Source organism: Mesorhizobium sp. M3A.F.Ca.ET.175.01.1.1, assembly GCF_004791945.1.
Taxonomy (GTDB): Bacteria; Pseudomonadota; Alphaproteobacteria; order Rhizobiales; family Rhizobiaceae; genus Mesorhizobium.
The window spans coordinates 201,878-218,061 of record NZ_SRTP01000003.1 but is presented as its reverse complement, the minus strand read 5'-3'; the positions used below and the strand labels follow the sequence as shown (position 1 = coordinate 218,061).

Sequence of the window (16,184 nt, the reverse complement as noted above, 5' to 3'; positions counted from 1 at the left end):
GTGTTATGGGCCAGAGCGGGACGATCGGTTGAGCCGGGCGGCGATTTTGATTGATTGATCCGTCAATAAAAAATAATCTCTCCTCCAAACTGGACCCCCTTATGCCGAAAATCGGAATGGAACCCTTGCGCCGCAAGGCGCTCATCGATGCGACGATCTCGGCGATCGGCGCGCGCGGTTCGCTGGACGTGACCATGTCCGAGATCGCCGGCCGCGCCGGCGTCTCCTCGGCACTGGCACATCACTATTTCGGCGCCAAGGACGAGCTGCTCCTTGCGACGATGCGGCACATCCTTTCCGAGCTCAACGCCGACACGAGGCGCGCGCTTCGCCTCGCGGGCACTGCCCGCCAGCGCGTTTCGGCCCTCGTCGCGGTCAGCTTCTCCGACGAGCAGTTCCAGGCGGAGACGATTGCTGCCTGGCTCGCCTTTTATGTCGAGGCGCAAAAGTCGTCTGCCTTGCGGCGGCTGCTTCGCGTCTATGCGCGGCGCCTGCATTCCAACCTGATGAGCGGGCTTACCGGCATCCTGATGAGGGCCGAGGCCGACCGCGTCGCCGAAGCGACGGCGGCTCTGATCGACGGGCTCTACATCCGGCGCGCCCTGAAGGAGGGCGTGCCGCACGCGGCAACGGCCATAGCGCTCGTCGAAGACTATCTCGAAACCAAGCTCAGCGGACGGAGCCTGCCTTGACGAGCAGACGACCCAATTTCCTGATCGTCATGGTCGATCAGCTCAACGGCACGCTTTTCCCCGACGGACCGGCCGGCTTCCTGCATGTGCCGCATCTGAAGGCGCTCGCCCAACGCTCGGCGCGCTTCGCCAACAACTACACCGCCTCGCCGCTCTGCGCGCCCGGCCGCGCCTCATTCATGAGCGGCCAGCTGCCCTCGCGCACAGGGGTCTATGACAACGCGGCCGAATTCGTCTCCTCGATCCCGACCTTTGCCCACCACCTGCGCGGCGCCGGCTACTACACCTGCCTGTCCGGCAAGATGCATTTCGTCGGACCTGACCAGTTGCACGGCTTCGAGGAGCGGCTGACCACCGACATCTATCCCGCCGATTTCGGCTGGACGCCGGACTACCGCAAGCCCGGCGAGCGCATCGACTGGTGGTACCACAATCTGGGTTCGGTGACCGGTGCCGGCGTTGCGGAGACCACCAACCAGATGGAGTATGACGACGAGGTCGTGTTCCTGGCCTCGCAAAAACTCTACCAGCTTTCGCGGGAACAGGACGATGCGGACCGCCGGCCGTGGTGCCTCACCGTTTCGCTGTCCCACCCGCACGATCCCTATGTCGCGCGCAGACAGTACTGGGACCTTTACGAGAACTGCCAGGCGCTCGATCCAGAAACGCCATTCATCCCCTATGAGGAGCAGGATACGCATTCGCAGCGGCTCTACCGCGCCAGCGACTATGCGGCCTTTGAGATCACGCCCGAGCAGGTGCGCCGTTCGCGGCGCGGCTACTTCGCCAACATCTCCTATGTCGACGACAAGGTCGGCGAGCTTGTGGATGTCCTGAACCGCACCCGCATGCTCGACGACACCATTATCCTGTTCTGCTCGGATCACGGCGACATGCTGGGCGAGCGCGGACTGTGGTTCAAGATGGGCTTCTTCGAGGGTTCGGCGCGAGTGCCGCTGATGATCGCCGGCAAGGGCGTGCCGGCCGGACTTGTCGAGGCCCCGGTCTCGAACCTCGACGTGACGCCGACGCTCTGCGACCTAGCCGGCATCGACATTGCAGCGATCGCGCCATGGACCGACGGCCAGTCGCTGCGGCCGCTGCTGGGCGGCGAGGCGCGCACCGCGCCGGTGCTGATGGAGTATGCGGCGGAAGGCTCGTACGCGCCTCTGGTCGCCATCCGCGACGGCAATTACAAATTCATCCATTGCGAGCTCGATGCGCCGCAGCTCTTCGATCTCGAAGCCGACCCGCTCGAGCGCGACAACCTCGCCGGGGATCAGGCCAATGCCACTCTGGTCGCGGCCTTCATGGAAAAGGTCCGGGCGCGCTGGGACATGCAAGCCTTCGACGCCGCGGTTCGGGAAAGCCAGGCGCGCCGCTGGGTCGTCTATCCGGCGCTGCGCAATGGCGCTTACTATCCGTGGGACTTCCAGCCGCTGCAGAAGGCCTCGGAGCGCTACATGCGCAATCACATGAACCTCGACAATCTCGAGGAGAGCAAGCGGTATCCGCGAGGCGAATGATGGCAAGCGTTCTCGTTCCTACCCTGGACCACCTCAAACAGGCCTATGCCGTCACGTCTGCGGCCACGCAGGTGACGCCGCTGCTGGAGTCGGCCGCCCTCGCCCGGGAAACCGGCGCGGCGCGCGTCTTCGTCAAGCCGGAGTCGTTGCAATGGGCGGGCTCCTTCAAGGTGCGCGGCGCCTACTGGCGGCTGAAACGGCTTTCGCCGGACGCGGCGAAGAAGGGTGTCGTCGCCTATTCCTCCGGCAATTTCGCGCAAGGGCTGGCGGCGGCCGGCCAGGCGCTCGGCATTCCCGTCACCATCGTGATGCCGATCGACGCCCCCGCAGCGAAACGCGACGCAACCGCCGGCTATGGCGCCCGCGTGGTGCTGACTGAGCATGGCGATCGCGCCCGCGAGGAGGTGGCCGCCGCCAAGGCGCGCGAAATCGCCGAGACGGAGCATCTCACCCTGCTTCATCCCTTCGACGATCCCGAAATCGTTGCCGGCCAGGCCGGCGCCGGGCTGGAGGCGCTCGACCAACTGGCGGCAAAGCAGGTGCACGCCGACCTGGTGTTTTGCTCGGTCGGTGGCGGCGGGCTGATCGGCGGCGTCTCGCTCGCTTTCCACTATCTGTCGCCGAAGACCGCGATCATCGCCGTCGAGCCCGAAGGTTTCAATGGCATGGGTTCGTCGCTGGCGCATGGCGCGATCGAAACCATGCCGATCGGACCGAAATCGATCTGCGACGGACTGATGGCCAGGAAGCCCGGCGAGGCGCCCTTCGCGGCGGTCAGTACGGCTGGGGTTCGCGGCGTCACCGTCGACGACGGCTCGGTGCGGCGGGCGATGAAGATCGCCTTCGAGCGGATGAAGCTGGTGCTGGAGCCGTCGGGCGCGGCCTCGCTCGCGGCGCTCCTCGGCGGCAAGGTGAATGTGGCGGGCAAAACCGTCCTCGTGGTGGCTACCGGCGGCAATGTCTCGCTCGCCGATTTTATGGCGCATGTGAACAATGCTTGAAGCGGATTTCGTCATCATCGGCTCCGGCTCCGCCGGTTCGGCCATGGCCTATCGCCTGTCGGAAGACGGTAAGCATTCGGTGATCGTCATCGAGTTCGGCGGCACCGATATCGGGCCGCTGATCCAGATGCCGTCGGCGCTGTCGATTCCGCTCAACATGAGCCTCTATGATTGGGGTTTCGCCAGCGAACCGGAACCGCATCTCGGCGGCCGGGTGCTCGCCACGCCGCGCGGCAAGGTGATCGGCGGCTCGTCCTCAATCAACGGCATGGTCTATGTGCGCGGCCATGCGCGCGACTTCGACCATTGGGCCGAACAAGGTGCTGCCGGCTGGGGCTTTGCCGACGTGCTCCCCTACTTCAAGCGCATGGAGGATGCGAAAGGCGGCGAGGACGGGTGGCGCGGCCAAGGCGGCCCGCTGCATGTGCAGCGCGGCACGCGCAGGAATCCGCTCTACGGCGCCTTCATGGAGGCCGGCCGCCAGGCTGGGTTCGAGCTCACCGACGACTACAACGGCTCGAAGCAGGAAGGCTTCGGGCCGATGGAGCAGACCATAATGAAGGGCCGCCGCTGGTCGGCCGCGAACGCCTATCTGAAGCCGGCGCTCAAGCGCAAGAATGTGAGTCTGGTCAAAGGCTTCGCCCGCCGCGTGGTGATCGAGAATCAACGCGCTGTCGGCGTCGAGATCGAAGCTAACAAAAAGATTCAGGTCGTTAAGGCGCGACGTGAGGTGATCGTCGCGGCATCGTCGATCAATTCGCCGAAGATTCTGATGCTGTCCGGCATCGGCCCGGGCGCGCATCTGCAGGAAAACGGCATCCAGGTGATTGCCGACCGTCCGGGCGTCGGTGGCAACCTGCAGGACCATATGGAACTCTATATCCAGCAGGAATCGACCAGGCCGATCACGCTCAATTCGGTGCTCAACCCATTCTCCAAGGCATTGATCGGGGCGCAGTGGCTGTTCTTCAGGACCGGGCTCGGCGCCACCAACCATTTCGAGGCGGCAGCCTTCGTGCGCTCGCAGGCCGGCATCGACTACCCTGATATCCAGTACCATTTCATACCGGCGGCGGTGCGCTATGACGGCAAGGCGGCGGCGAAATCGCACGGCTTCCAGGCGCATGTCGGGCCGATGCGCTCGAAGTCGCGCGGCTCGGTGACGCTGCGCTCGCCGGATCCGAAGGCCAAGCCGGTGATCCGCTTCAACTACATGTCGCATCCGGATGACTGGAGCGAGTTCCGCCACTGCATCCGGCTGACGCGCGAGATCTTCGGCCAGAAGGCTTTCGACGCCTTTCGCGGCAAGGAGATTTCGCCGGGCAGCCACGTGCAGAGCGATGACGAGCTCGACGACTTCATCCGCGAGCACGCCGAAAGCGCCTACCATCCTTGCGGCACCTGCAAGATGGGTCGCGCCGACGACCTCACCAGTGTCGTCGACCCGGAATGCCGGGTGATCGGCGTCCAGGGCCTGCGCGTCGCCGACTCCTCGATTTTCCCGCGCGTGACCAACGGCAATCTCAACGCGCCATCGATCATGACCGGCGAGAAGGCGTCGGATCATATCCTCGGGCGCACGCCACTGGCGCCGTCCAACCAGGAACCCTGGATCAATCCGCGCTGGCAGGTGGCGGACAGATAGGCCATTTTCGCGGACCAAGGTCCCCAGGCAGCGACAGCAAATCGGAGAAGAACCATGCGCGCCCAGCCAACGGCATCGCATTATGTCAACGGCCGCTACATCGAGGACGAAGGCGGCGCGCCGCTGCCGGTGATCTATCCGGCAACGGGCGAGACCATCGCCACGCTGCATTCGGCGACACCGAACGTGATCGAACTCGCGATCGAGGCTGCCCGCGCCGCGCAGCCGGCCTGGGCGCGGCTGAAGCCGGTCGAGCGCGGGCGCATCCTGCGCCGCGCCGCCGACATCCTGCGGGCGCGCAATGCCGACCTCGCGCGGCTGGAGACGCTCGACACCGGCAAGGCGATCCAGGAAACGCTGGTGGCGGATGCGCCATCGGCCGCCGACTGCCTCGAATATTTCGCCGGCGCGGTCGCAGCCTTCAACGGCGAGATGATCGACCTCGGCGGCCCTTTCGCCTATACGCGCCGCGAGCCGCTGGGCGTGTGCGTGGGCATCGGCGCCTGGAACTATCCGATCCAGATCGCCGGCTGGAAGTCGGCGCCGGCTTTAGCCATGGGCAACGCCATGGTGTTCAAGCCGTCCGAGAACACGCCGCTTTCGGCGCTGGCCCTGGCCGAGATCTACAGCGAGGCGGGCCTGCCCGACGGGCTGTTCAACGTCGTGCAGGGCTACGGCGATGTCGGCGCCGGCCTCGTGGGTCATGATGTGGTGGCCAAGGTGTCGGTCACCGGCTCGGTGCCGACGGGCCGCAAGGTGCTGTCGCTCGCCGGCTCGAAGATGAAGCATGCGACGATGGAACTCGGCGGCAAGTCGCCGCTGATCGTCTTCGATGATGCCGACCTCGAAAATGCCATCGGCGGCGCCATGCTCGGCAACTTCTACTCGACCGGCCAGATCTGCTCCAACGGCACGCGCGTCTTCGTGCAGAAGGGCCTGCACAACCGGTTCGTCGAGCGGCTGGTGGAGCGCACCAAGTCGATCCGCATCGGCGATCCGCTCGATCCGGAAACGCAGATGGGACCGCTGGTCAACAAGGTCCAACAAGACAAGGTCGTTTCCTACATCTCCGTCGGCAAGCAGGGCGGGGCGACACTTGCCTGCGGTGGCAACGTGCCATCACTGCAGGGTTTCGAAGGCGGCTTCTTCATCGAGCCGACAGTGTTCACCGGCGTCACCGACGACATGCGCATCGCGCGCGAAGAGATCTTCGGGCCGGTGATGAGCGTGCTCAAATTCGACAGCGAGGACGAGGTGATCGAGCGCGCCAACAACAGCGAATTCGGCCTGGCGGCGGGCGTGTTCACACGCGATCTGCCGCGTGCCCACCGGGTCATCGCCGATCTGCAGGCCGGTACCTGCTGGATCAACGCCTACAATCTGACGCCGGTGGAAATGCCTTTCGGCGGCGTCAAGCAGTCCGGCATCGGGCGGGAGAATTCGCTGGCGGCGCTGGCGCATTATTCGCAGCTGAAGGCGGTCTATGTGGAGACCGGGGACGTGGTAGCGCCTTATTGACAGATCACGAACGCCGGCGGGACAGCGCCCCCCTCTGTCCTGCCGGACATCTCCCCCACTTGGGTCCCACTTGGGGGGAGATTGGCAGCTTGGGCGCCCCACTCTCTTCTACGATGTTGGCGATTGGCGAAATCCATCGGCGACATCTGATCTCCCCCCTCGTGGGGAGATGTCCGGCAGGACAGAGGGGGGCGCGAAGGAACGAGGCGTCCGCGCGTCTGCTCCTAACGTCACCCCTTCTCCGCCGTCCCGTCCAAATACTGCGTCAGCGCATAGACCAGGTGGTAGAAGATGCTGGCCGGCACGTCGGTGGCCAGCGAGCGGCCGCGCTCGTCGATGCCGTCGATCCAGAGGCCGAGGGGCGCCGGATCGATGTGCCAGCGGAACAGCCGGCCGACGCGCGCCTCGATCTCGGGCTTGAGGTCCGGCCCACCCGAGCCGTCGAGCGCGATGGCCGCCTTCACCGCCTCGGCCTGCGGCCAGCTGCGCGAGACCGTGTCGAGCGGCAGCCCCTGGCGAGAGACGGCGCCGTAGGACAGGCCAGTGGCGCGGTTCAGGCCGTTGGCGACGGCCGAGGCGTAGAGCTTGCGGGCGAATCCATTCAAGTCGGTCTGGCCGCTGCGGGCGGCGAAGTCGATGAGCAGCGAGGCCCATTCGAAATGGTGGCCCGGCTCGGTCCAGATGCCCTTCTCACCCGCGACCGGCTTCCAGTCGTCGTCGAAATATTCGCCGAGCGTCCAGCTTTCGGCATCGAAGAAGTGGCTGCGGAACAGATCGATGATGCGCGAGGCACGGCGCAGATAGGCACGCTCGCCGGTCGCCCGATGCCAGGCCAGAAAGGCCTCGAGCAGATGCATGTGCGGGTTGGAGCGCCGCTCGCCTTCGCCGTTCGAGGTTTCGAGAAAGCCGGTCATGCGGCTGTCCTCGAGATGGGCGTCGAGGAAGGCGAAGGTCTCCTCGCCGAGCCGCAAAGCGTCTGGATGGCCCGACATATGGGCATGCGCCAGCGCGAGCAGCACGCAGGAATGATCGTAGGCGTCCTCGACCGGGTCGGCGACCGAGCCGTCGACATTGAGCGTGCGCACCCAGCCGCCCCTCTCGGTGCGGCCCCGGCCTGCCATGAAGTCGATGCCATGGGCGATCAACCGGTCGGCGGGACCGTCCCAGCCGCGCTCCTTGGCGACGGCGAAAGCGTAGACCTGGCGCGCCTGGGTGCGCATGCGCTTCGGCTTCATCAGCGGCGCGGTGTCGAAGCCCAGTGCCTCATGGAAGCCGCCGTGGCGCTCGTCGACGCCGATGGTCGACCACAGCGGCAGCGTCTCCTCGAACAGCCAGTGCCGCACGCGCCGCCGCCAGGCGCCGCTCTCGATGACACGATCATGCGCCGGCGTGAACCGCGTCTCCAGCCGACCGGACTTCTCCAGCTGCTCGACGATCTTCTTGACGTGCTGGCTGTGGCCGACCGGCGCGACGAAGGTGGCGTCGGCGGTGGAGACGATGGCGACGTCCTTCATGCCGATCGCCGACAGCAGGCGGCCGTCGCCGCGGATGTAGGAGTTCTCGCAATCGATGGCGACGACATCGCCGAGAATGACATTGCCGTGCTTGTCGGAGGGGCCGACATCGAGCAGCGACTGCCAGGAGCCAAGATCGTTCCAGCGGAAGCCGGCCGGCACCATGGCGATGTCCCTGGCCCGCTCCATGACCGCATAGTCGATCGAGGTCGAGGGAATTTCGGAATAGAGGTCCAGCGGCATATAGAGGCCGGAGAGATCCGACGTCGCTGCCTGGTATGCAGCTTCCGTCGCCTGCCAGATCCTGGGCTCGAAAGCGGCGAACGCATCGCGCATGGCGCCGGCGCGAAACAGGAAGATGCCGGTGTTCCAGTAGAAGGTGCCGGCCTTCACATAGCTTTGCGCGGTGGCGAGATCGGGCTTCTCTACGAAGCGCGAGACGTCGAACACACCAGCGCTCTCGGTGGCCACCTCGATATAGCCATAGCCGGTCTCAGGCTGCGTCGGCTTGATGCCGAACACAACCAGACGGCCGGCGTCGGCCGCCGCAGCGCCGGCCTCGACGCTTTGCCAGAATTGCTTCGCGGTCGAGATCTCGTGGTCGGAGGGCACCACCAGCATGAGCTCGTCACCATATTCGGAAAGCGTGCGCAGCGTGGCCAGCGCCACGGCGGCGGCGGTGTTGCGTCCCGTCGGCTCGAACAGCGGGCCACCGCCGGCAAGATCGAGGACGGCGAGATCGGCTCGGACGCGCTCGGCATGGCGTTCGGAAGCGATGAGGAAGATCGGCGTCTCCCCTTCCGGCCGTGCCGCCAGCCGGCGCAAGGTTTTGGCCAGCATCGAGCCGTCGCCGGAAAGATCGTGGAACTGCTTGGGGTTGTCCTCGCGCGACAGCGGCCAGAGCCGCGAGCCAACGCCGCCGCTCATGACGAAACTGACGATGCGCTGGCTCATGGACGCGCCTTGCTAAAAAGTCTGGTTGTAGACGCCGACTTCCGGATTTCGGCGCAGCACGGCGTCGACCGCATCAAACATCTGCCGGCGCCGTTCCGACGATATCGGGCTCTCAACCACCACGACAAGCTCCGGCTTGTTGGAGGAGGCCCTCACCAAACCCCAGGTGCCGTCCTCGGCGACGACGCGCACACCGTTGACGGTGATGAGCGCGGTAATTTTTTGGCCGGCGAACTCGGCGCCCCCGTGCCGCATCGCCTCGAAGGCAGCGACCACGCGCTCGACCACGCCATACTTCACCTCGTCGGCACAGTGCGCCGACATGGTCGGCGTGCCGAAGGTCAATGGCAGGGCGCGGTACAGATCGGCCATCGAGCTTTGCGGATTGCGGTCGAGCATCCGACAAACCGCGATCGCGGTGATCAGCCCGTCGTCATAGCCGCGGCCGATCGGTGGATTGAAGAAGAAATGGCCGGACTTCTCGAAGCCGGCGACGGCACCAAGCTCGGCAACGCGCCGTTTGATGTAGGAATGGCCGGTTTTCCAATAGTCGGTCCTGGCACCGTTGTTGCGAAGCACCTCATCCGTATTGAACAAGCCCGTCGACTTGACGTCGACGACGAAAGCCGAGCCCGGACGCTGACTGGAGATGTCGCGCGCAAGCATGAGGCCAACCTTGTCGGCAAAGATCTCGTTGCCCTCATTGTCGACGACGCCGCAACGGTCGCCGTCGCCGTCGAAGCCCAGCCCGACATCGGCGCCTGTCTCCCGCACCTTTTTGCTGATGGCATGCAGCATCTGCATGTCCTCGGGATTCGGATTGTAGCGCGGGAAGCTATGGTCGAGGTCGACATCGAGCGGGATCACCTCGCAGCCGATGCGCGCCAGCGCTTCCGGCGCGAAGGCACCGGCGGTGCCGTTGCCGCAGGCGCAGACGACCTTGAGCTTTCTCGATATGTGCTTATCCCGAGTGAGGTCATCGAGATAGGTCGCGCGGAAGCCCGAGACGAATTCATAGGCGCCGCCGCCGGCTTGGTCGAAGTCGGCTTCGAGCACGATCTTCTTGAGCGCGCTCATCTCCTCGGGACCGAAGGTCAGCGGCCTCGCCGCGCCCATCTTGACGCCGGTCCAGCCATTCTCGTTGTGCGAGGCGGTGACCATGGCAACGGACTGTGTGTCGAGCGCGAACTGAGCGAAATAGGCCATCGGCGACAAAGCGAGGCCGATATCCTTCACCCGCGCGCCCGCCGCCATCAGGCCGCAGACCAGCGCCAGCTTGATCGATAGCGAATAGGAGCGGAAATCATGGCCGGTGACGATGTCCGGCCCACCGCCGAGGCGTCTGATCAGCGTGCCCAGGCCCATGCCGAGCGCCTGGACGCCGATCAGGTTGAGTTCCGGCGCTTGTGTCGAGCCGGGATGGCCGAACCACCAGCGCGCGTCATACTCGCGGAAGCCCGACGCCTTGATCAGCGCCGAGGTCTCGAATTCGAAGCTGTTGGGCCGGGCTTCGCCGACCATCGTCAGGGACAAAATCTGAAACTCCACAGGTCCGAAAGGACGATTTATCGAGGTGACGGCCTATCACACAAGGTTTTAAGTCGGTGTTTATCAGACGGCGAAATCCCACGGCTTCAGGGCAAGTTTCGGGAAAGCAAGGAAATGCGACACAACTGCAGCCATTGACGCTTGCAGGATCGGAAAGTGGCGGCTATAAGCCCGCGGTCTGGTCACGGAGTGTAGCGCAGTCTGGTAGCGCACATCGTTCGGGACGATGGGGTCGCAGGTTCAAATCCTGCCACTCCGACCAGAAAAAACAATGGGTTAGCAACACCGTACTTCGCTACCCCACAGATATCCCCACAGAAATAGACACGTAGTCAGGCGCCCGGTCTGCGGACAAGACCCAAACGGTATGAGTGGGACAACCACTGCCGCCGAGGAAACTTAAGACCAATACCGGCCCCCGACATTTCCCGATTGAGGCCCTGCAGCCCAACCAGTTCGACGGCCAGACCTATCTTCCGGTTCGCAAGCTCCTGGATTTCGAAGGTCAGATGGAACAAGCCGATCAGCACGATCGATCTGGCGTTCGCGACAAGGCGCGCCGATAGGGCGGGCGTTTTTCTGCTCCTGCCTTCTTCGGCGATGCAACAATCGGGGGAATCGTCCGATGGCATCACACACGCGGTCACCACGACCAACTGCCCAGCCGGCCCCTAAACCAGCTGCTGAAACAAAACGGCAGCCACGACGTTTTTTCGCCTGGCGTAGGCGCGTAAGTGGCCAGCACCTTTGCGGCGGTTGCCTACCCGCCAGCCCCTAAGCCTGAGGCAGAACCGGATCGGAAGGGTGCTAGTGGTGTGCGACCTCTTCTTCAGCGTCGCGGCGTGGAAGTGGCGCAGGCGCGATTTTCTCGCAAAATATGTCGAACCCTCTTTATGGCTCTCTCGCCTTGAGGCGCTGGACGAAGAATACGGCGGCCGCGTGAAAGCTTGTTGCTGACGTCCTTCTCCTCGGCGCCGATTGCGGCCAGCTATCAGCCAGATCGGCATAACTCAGGTTCTGCAGCTTCAGCTTGGTCTTGAGAAGCCGCTGGCCAGCCGTTCCCCCCTTCCTCCCTCTTCCGAATATTTTCCGCCAAAAATCTCGTTCGACCCACTGTGTTATTCGACTTCGTATTTAACTAAAAAAGTTCTTCTTTTCTAAATAAAATCCAGATATACCTATTGATTTATTCTGGTAAGTATCTATGTTATTAGGTGTATTCTACTGAGCAGGCATCTATTCGCTTTTACTAAAATCCTAATTGGAACTCAGGGCAAGAGGAAATGATGTCGAGGACGTCGAAAGGGGCACGCCTTGTCTGGCGCGATGAAAGTAGAAAGCAGGACGGAGCCTTGCGAAGCCGGGCGGGCTGGTTCATCCGTGACGGCGCAACCTTCATCAGCGCTTGCGGTAGCACTGGCGACCGCGAACGCGCTGACAAACGGCTCGCTCAATACATCATCGAAAAGTACCGGCCGGTCCGCGGGCGCGGCCGTGATCCGGCCACCGTCCCGATAGCTGACGCCGTCAGCGTCTACCTGACAGACGTCGCGTGCGGCCACGCCAAGCCGAAAGAAACCGCTAGTCGTATGGCCGCGGTGCTGAACTGGTTCGGCGACATGATGATTGGCGACGTCGACGGTAAGATCTGCCGTGACTATGGCAAAGCGCACGGCGATGGCGCCGCCGCCAGGCGGCAGCTGGAGGACTTGCGAGCAGCGCTGAACCACTATCATCGAGAAGGCTATGTGACCTTGTCGCCGCCGATCTTGCTGCCACCGAAGTCCGCGCCTAGGGACCGCTGGCTTACACGTGATGAGGCCGCAGCATTGCTTCGCGCTGCTTGGCGCATGCGCCAGTCCTGGAAAGGGCAGCCCAGCGACCGTCGCACGGGACGCCACGTCGCGCGCTTCATCCTGGTTGCTCTATATACCGGCACTCGTTCGGCCGCGATCTGCGGCGCCGCCATTCGACCGACCGACGGAGCGGGCCATGTCGATCTCGAACGCGGCATTTTCTATCGTCGTGCAGTTGGTCGCCTCGAGACGAAGAAACGCCAGCCGCCGATGCGCCTGCCCGATCGCTTGCTTGCCCATCTGCGGCGATGGGCGCTCACGCCGCTGGAGATCAAGACCAGGAGGCGCGGCAAAAGCGCAAGCATCGGCCGCATGATCGCCCACGACTACGTCGTGGAGTGGAACGGCAAGCCCGTCCAATCGATCAAGAAGGCTTTCCGCTCGGTGGTCGAGGCGGCCGGGCTCGGCTGGTATGACGATTTGGCAACACCTGAAGGTGGCAATCGGCGCGTGTTCCGCACCGACATCACGCCGCATGTCTTCCGCCACACAGCTGCGACCTGGCTGATGCAACAGGGTTCCGATCCCTGGGCGGCCGCCGGCTTTCTCGGGATGACGGTCGAGATGCTGATTGAGACCTATGGCCACCATCACCCCGATTTTCAGGCAGATGCCATCCGGGCGATCGTCTCCAAGTCTCGCTCGCGAAACCTGCCTAAAAACGTCGTGAGAATGGCGGCATGGACAGAAGGCGAACGCTCCCGCCACTCGCCACAGAAACCTCCACGGTCAAGTTGGAAACAAAGCTGAACAGAAGCCGCCAGGCATGACAAGAAATGCCGGGCTTTGCCGGCTGCCCCCATCGGGACGATTGGGGTCGCAGGTTGAAGTCCTGCTTCTGTGTTCTCGCCGGGGACACATCGCTTATTGCGCGTCGGCGGCCTCGCGGATCTCCAAGTTGAACGGCTCATAGGAGCCGCCGGTTAGTTCCCTGCCGTCCTTTCTCTCAATTATGAAAACGCCATCGCTCTTGGTCGGCCGACGAAGGAGCTCTGCCATGAGCGGAACCTTCACGAAGCAAACTTGAGGCTCCGACGGAGCTGAGTCGATGGAACGGAAGCCTCTCGTGCGAATTCTCGTTCAAAACCTTCCGATCCACGCAAAAAGATACCGGCCAACGCGAGATAGGAATGAGCATAAATGCCTGGCAGTGATAGCCACTATAGACTAAGCAGCTTGGCTCGATCACTACACTGAGTTCGCGTCAATGCGAGAAAGCCCATCGTGCAGCTCCACTTCTGGCCGATTGCCCTGTGCTTCGTCCTGCTGACCCTTACCGCCCTGCCTGATCCGTCCTCCTCCGACAATCGCCTTAGATTAGATAAGTTCCAAGTGCGGCTGGACTCGTTGGCGAAAAGCTTCAGACAGTGCATGAAACTGTTTCTTACGGCCTCCTCTGGAGGAGATGCGATCTGCGGCGACTCACACATTGGGCGCAATCAGTTTCAATGACGGAAAGTACGTCCGGTAGCGCCTCACATCGCGCGTCAGCAGCGGCAGCTGGGCGACAGCCGCATGCGCACCAATGAAGAAATCAGGTAGCACGCCGTTCCTTGATCCACCGGCCCGCCGGTAGTGTGTGAAGACCTTTCCCGCCAGAAACAGGGCGGGCCGCGGCATGGAAGTGATTTCGAGCCCAGCCCCATCGACAAACGCCTCGAGATGCTCGATGCGTTCATAGCGAACAGCAAGCTCAGCATAAACCGCGTCATTGATGAGCAAGGGGCCATCAAGGCTCGCTGCTTCAAGCTGATAAAGTGACCAATCCGCCCACTTCAGATCATCGGTGACAAGATCGAGGAGGACGTTGGTATCGACAAGCGTCACGATTCGCCACGAGTGAGCGCCATGATTGCGTCGGTATCGAGCCCCTTGCCGGCATGGCCACGCAATCTGGCGAAGCGGCTCGCGGGCTGCTTCTTGTCGGCGCGCGCAAGCACCACGCTGCCATCGGCAGCGCGACGGAAATTGACCTTGCTCCCGGGAACGATGCCGAGAAGATCACGAACCGGCTTCGGGATGGTCACCTGTCCCTTGGCTGTGACGGTGGTCGTCATGTCTGCTCCTTGGTAATACCGTGCTCCAAATAGGTATTACAAAAAAGCTCAATTTTCAACCCCGGTTAGTCCAGTGGATCGGTTATGCACGCGTTCTACTGACGAACAGGCGACCGCAACACAGGAGACGGAACTGCGTTCGGCCGGTTGCAAGACAATTATCCAGAAGCACGGCTCCGCCTTGCCCTTTCCAAGCTGCTCCGCAAGATGGGCCCGCCGACACGCTCGTCGTCGCACAACTTGATCGTCTGGCGCGATCCGTCAGCCATCTTGTCGAGGTCATCGAGAATTCGGGGGCTAAGAATGCGCATTTCCGCTCGTTGCGGGATCCGACGTCGAATGGCAGGTTGCCGTGTACCTGGCCGATCCGGCCCTGCTCGGAAAATCCCAGCCGCGGAAGTGATCGGGACATGGCTAACTAACAGCTTGCGCCTTGCGAGTGTGGCGGACCCGGAATCGTATTCGCCATCTTTCTGGCAAGGCCAATCAGCCGCAAAACGGCACGTTTCGGATTCGTTTCAAGCCAGAAAGCTTTGATTGAACAGAGACCGTTACGGCCATCAATAGGTTTCCATACCGTCGCATCAAAGGCGACATTTCGCGCGAAGCTCTCACCGGCTAGCGTAACGCCTTGGCCTAGCTGCACACTAAAGATGACACTCGCTTGGCCACCTTGGCACATGTTGACAGCTGGGCGGCACCCGTCGGTAACGATGCCTTCCAGGGTAGGTAAATCCAGCAGCGGTCCGCTGGTTCCGACCGGCACGAGCAGTTGCATCCCCGCAAGATCTGCCCACGTGACCACTCGCTTTTCGGCAAGGGAATGACCAGTGGGCACGAGAACAAAGATACGCTCCTGCCAGAACATCTCGGCGCGGCAAGAGGTGACTTCGCCGAACCCAGGCGCAAAGATGATGTCGAAGCGCCGACGGCATACGGCTGTCAGGCATTGTTCACGCAAAATATCCTCAATGGCCAAACTGACATTTGGATATGATTTGCGGAAGCGATCGATGAGGCGCTTCGCCGCCTCACCCGGCAGGAGCGCGATATCGGCATCGGGGTCGAAACCCTGGCGGTGTTCGTGCGGTTCTGGCTCGCGACCACGCCAGCTTTGCCGGAACCTGCGGCACAGGCGGCTCGCGCCAAGGCGGGCGAACGCTATGAGGCTTTCGTCGCGGCCTTGGGCAGGCGTTTGGCCAAGGGACCGAAACTGCGGCAGGAGATATCGGAGGATATCGATCCAATCGACGGCGTGAAAATGCCGCCCCCAGCCGGCGTGTAGGCCCTTGTTCGCGCCGGCAGCTCATAGGGTTCATCGCCGCCTATGGACCACTACGACCCGAAAAAACAATGGGATCCGTCACCTACCCCAACCCGATACACCCGAGTCATGACGCTGCGTCCGTCACCGCTTTTGCCCCGGTTACTTTCAGCCCACCATCTCCCTCCCGATATTCGCCTGAAACCATGCGCGCAGGCCGGCCATCAGATGCTAGTCGCCGCATTTCGTGCCTTCAGGTGTGTCATTGCTCCCGACAATGACACGGTCACCCTTGACGGCACGCATATCCGCACTTCAAGCAGGGGTACGCAGATCGCCCTTGCGGCAGGACTCGATCGAAGGCCGGATCAGCGATCAACGCCGGCAGTATAACTGCGATCCATTTTTCTAGCTTTGAGGTGCCTTCCACATGACGTTGGTCACCACCGAGCGTGACCTTCGTCAGATGTTTCCGCTCCTGAGCCCCGATAGAAAGCCATATGCGCTCCTGTCGCGACTACCATCGACAGAGGTCCCCACATCGCTCTTCAGGTCGGGCCGCCGCTCTTGCCGCGGCCACGGGCCGAGTGTGAGTGGGCGCGATCTTCA

At 62.9% G+C, this 16,184-nt stretch carries 12 protein-coding genes, 1 tRNA gene and 2 pseudogenes; 9 read left to right on the top strand and 6 right to left on the bottom strand.

The annotated features are described in order from the left end of the window. The first annotated feature begins 101 nt into the window (after nucleotides 1-101). The 5 genes from betI to betB are packed head-to-tail and all read left to right on the top strand — an operon-like array spanning nucleotide 102 to nucleotide 6,382. Nucleotides 102-692: a transcriptional regulator BetI gene (gene betI, locus EN818_RS08950; RefSeq protein WP_135904402.1), complete on the top strand. Its 591-nt coding sequence runs from the start codon at nucleotides 102-104 to the stop codon at nucleotides 690-692. Further along, on the top strand, nucleotides 689-2,218 hold the full coding sequence (betC, locus tag EN818_RS08945) for a choline-sulfatase (protein WP_095805633.1): 1,530 nt from the start codon (nucleotides 689-691) through the stop codon (nucleotides 2,216-2,218). Before betI ends, betC begins: the two co-directional genes overlap by 4 nt. Next, complete coding sequence (locus tag EN818_RS08940; RefSeq protein ID WP_095805814.1) at nucleotides 2,218-3,219, top strand: threonine/serine dehydratase; 1,002 nt, start codon at nucleotides 2,218-2,220, stop codon at nucleotides 3,217-3,219. The genes betC and EN818_RS08940 overlap by 1 nt, the downstream gene beginning before the upstream one ends. Further along, on the top strand, nucleotides 3,212-4,864 hold the full coding sequence (gene betA, locus EN818_RS08935) for a choline dehydrogenase (RefSeq protein WP_095805632.1): 1,653 nt from the start codon (nucleotides 3,212-3,214) through the stop codon (nucleotides 4,862-4,864). The genes EN818_RS08940 and betA overlap by 8 nt, the downstream gene beginning before the upstream one ends. 54 nt (nucleotides 4,865-4,918) lie before the next feature. Beyond that, nucleotides 4,919-6,382, top strand: a complete 1,464-nt coding sequence (gene betB / locus EN818_RS08930; RefSeq protein WP_095805631.1) for a betaine-aldehyde dehydrogenase — start codon at nucleotides 4,919-4,921, stop codon at nucleotides 6,380-6,382. 230 nt (nucleotides 6,383-6,612) lie between these two features. Here betB and EN818_RS08925 read toward each other — a convergent pair whose 3' ends face one another. Beyond that, nucleotides 6,613-8,850 carry an AGE family epimerase/isomerase gene (locus EN818_RS08925; protein ID WP_095805630.1) on the bottom strand — a complete coding sequence of 746 codons (2,238 nt, stop codon included), beginning with the start codon at nucleotides 8,848-8,850 and terminating at the stop codon, nucleotides 6,613-6,615. Nucleotides 8,851-8,862: 12 nt separating this feature from the next. Next, nucleotides 8,863-10,383, bottom strand: coding sequence for a phosphomannomutase/phosphoglucomutase (locus EN818_RS08920; protein ID WP_095805813.1), 1,521 nt, complete (start codon nucleotides 10,381-10,383; stop codon nucleotides 8,863-8,865). A 200-nt stretch (nucleotides 10,384-10,583) separates the two neighbouring features. Here EN818_RS08920 and EN818_RS08915 point away from each other — a divergent pair. Beyond that, a tRNA-Pro gene (locus EN818_RS08915) sits at nucleotides 10,584-10,660 on the top strand. 70 nt (nucleotides 10,661-10,730) lie between these two features. Here the strand turns inward: EN818_RS08915 and EN818_RS08910 are convergent. Continuing rightward, nucleotides 10,731-11,054: a hypothetical protein gene (locus EN818_RS08910; RefSeq protein ID WP_135904400.1), complete on the bottom strand. Its 324-nt coding sequence runs from the start codon at nucleotides 11,052-11,054 to the stop codon at nucleotides 10,731-10,733. A 627-nt stretch (nucleotides 11,055-11,681) separates the two neighbouring features. Between EN818_RS08910 and EN818_RS08905 the strand changes: the two genes are divergently transcribed. Next, on the top strand, nucleotides 11,682-13,004 hold the full coding sequence (locus tag EN818_RS08905; protein ID WP_245518813.1) for a tyrosine-type recombinase/integrase: 1,323 nt from the start codon (nucleotides 11,682-11,684) through the stop codon (nucleotides 13,002-13,004). A gap of 672 nt (nucleotides 13,005-13,676) precedes the next feature. Here EN818_RS08905 and EN818_RS08900 read toward each other — a convergent pair. Together EN818_RS08900 and EN818_RS08895 are read right to left on the bottom strand one after the other, a co-directional pair. Then, nucleotides 13,677-14,081, bottom strand: a complete 405-nt coding sequence (locus tag EN818_RS08900) for a type II toxin-antitoxin system VapC family toxin (RefSeq protein WP_135904398.1) — start codon at nucleotides 14,079-14,081, stop codon at nucleotides 13,677-13,679. Continuing rightward, a complete protein-coding gene (locus tag EN818_RS08895) occupies nucleotides 14,078-14,311 on the bottom strand; it encodes an AbrB/MazE/SpoVT family DNA-binding domain-containing protein (RefSeq protein WP_135904396.1) in 234 nt (77 codons plus the stop codon). The genes EN818_RS08900 and EN818_RS08895 overlap by 4 nt, the downstream gene beginning before the upstream one ends. Before the next feature lie 35 nt (nucleotides 14,312-14,346). Here EN818_RS08895 and EN818_RS33230 point away from each other — a divergent pair. Beyond that, nucleotides 14,347-14,643: pseudogene (locus tag EN818_RS33230) on the top strand (recombinase family protein); the annotation flags it as partial. A gap of 86 nt (nucleotides 14,644-14,729) precedes the next feature. On the opposite strand, the gene EN818_RS08885 reads toward EN818_RS33230, so the two are convergent. Beyond that, entirely contained in the window at nucleotides 14,730-15,290 is a 561-nt protein-coding gene (locus tag EN818_RS08885) for a LysR substrate-binding domain-containing protein (protein ID WP_245518812.1), read from the bottom strand. Between the two features lie 21 nt (nucleotides 15,291-15,311). Between EN818_RS08885 and EN818_RS33560 the strand changes: the two are divergent. Continuing rightward, nucleotides 15,312-15,596 (top strand): annotated as a pseudogene (locus EN818_RS33560) (CopG family transcriptional regulator); the annotation flags it as partial. Nucleotides 15,597-16,184: the final 588 nt, after the last annotated feature.

Coding starts and splice junctions, on each gene's coding strand:
- EN818_RS08940 (WP_095805814.1), top strand. CDS start 2,218: ATGGCAAGCGTTCTCGTTCCTACCCTGGACCACCTCAAACAGGCCTAT.
- EN818_RS08895 (WP_135904396.1), bottom strand. CDS start 14,311: ATGACGACCACCGTCACAGCCAAGGGACAGGTGACCATCCCGAAGCCG.
- betB (WP_095805631.1), top strand. CDS start 4,919: ATGCGCGCCCAGCCAACGGCATCGCATTATGTCAACGGCCGCTACATC.
- betI (WP_135904402.1), top strand. CDS start 102: ATGCCGAAAATCGGAATGGAACCCTTGCGCCGCAAGGCGCTCATCGAT.
- betA (WP_095805632.1), top strand. CDS start 3,212: ATGCTTGAAGCGGATTTCGTCATCATCGGCTCCGGCTCCGCCGGTTCG.
- EN818_RS08925 (WP_095805630.1), bottom strand. CDS start 8,850: ATGAGCCAGCGCATCGTCAGTTTCGTCATGAGCGGCGGCGTTGGCTCG.
- EN818_RS08905 (WP_245518813.1), top strand. CDS start 11,682: ATGATGTCGAGGACGTCGAAAGGGGCACGCCTTGTCTGGCGCGATGAA.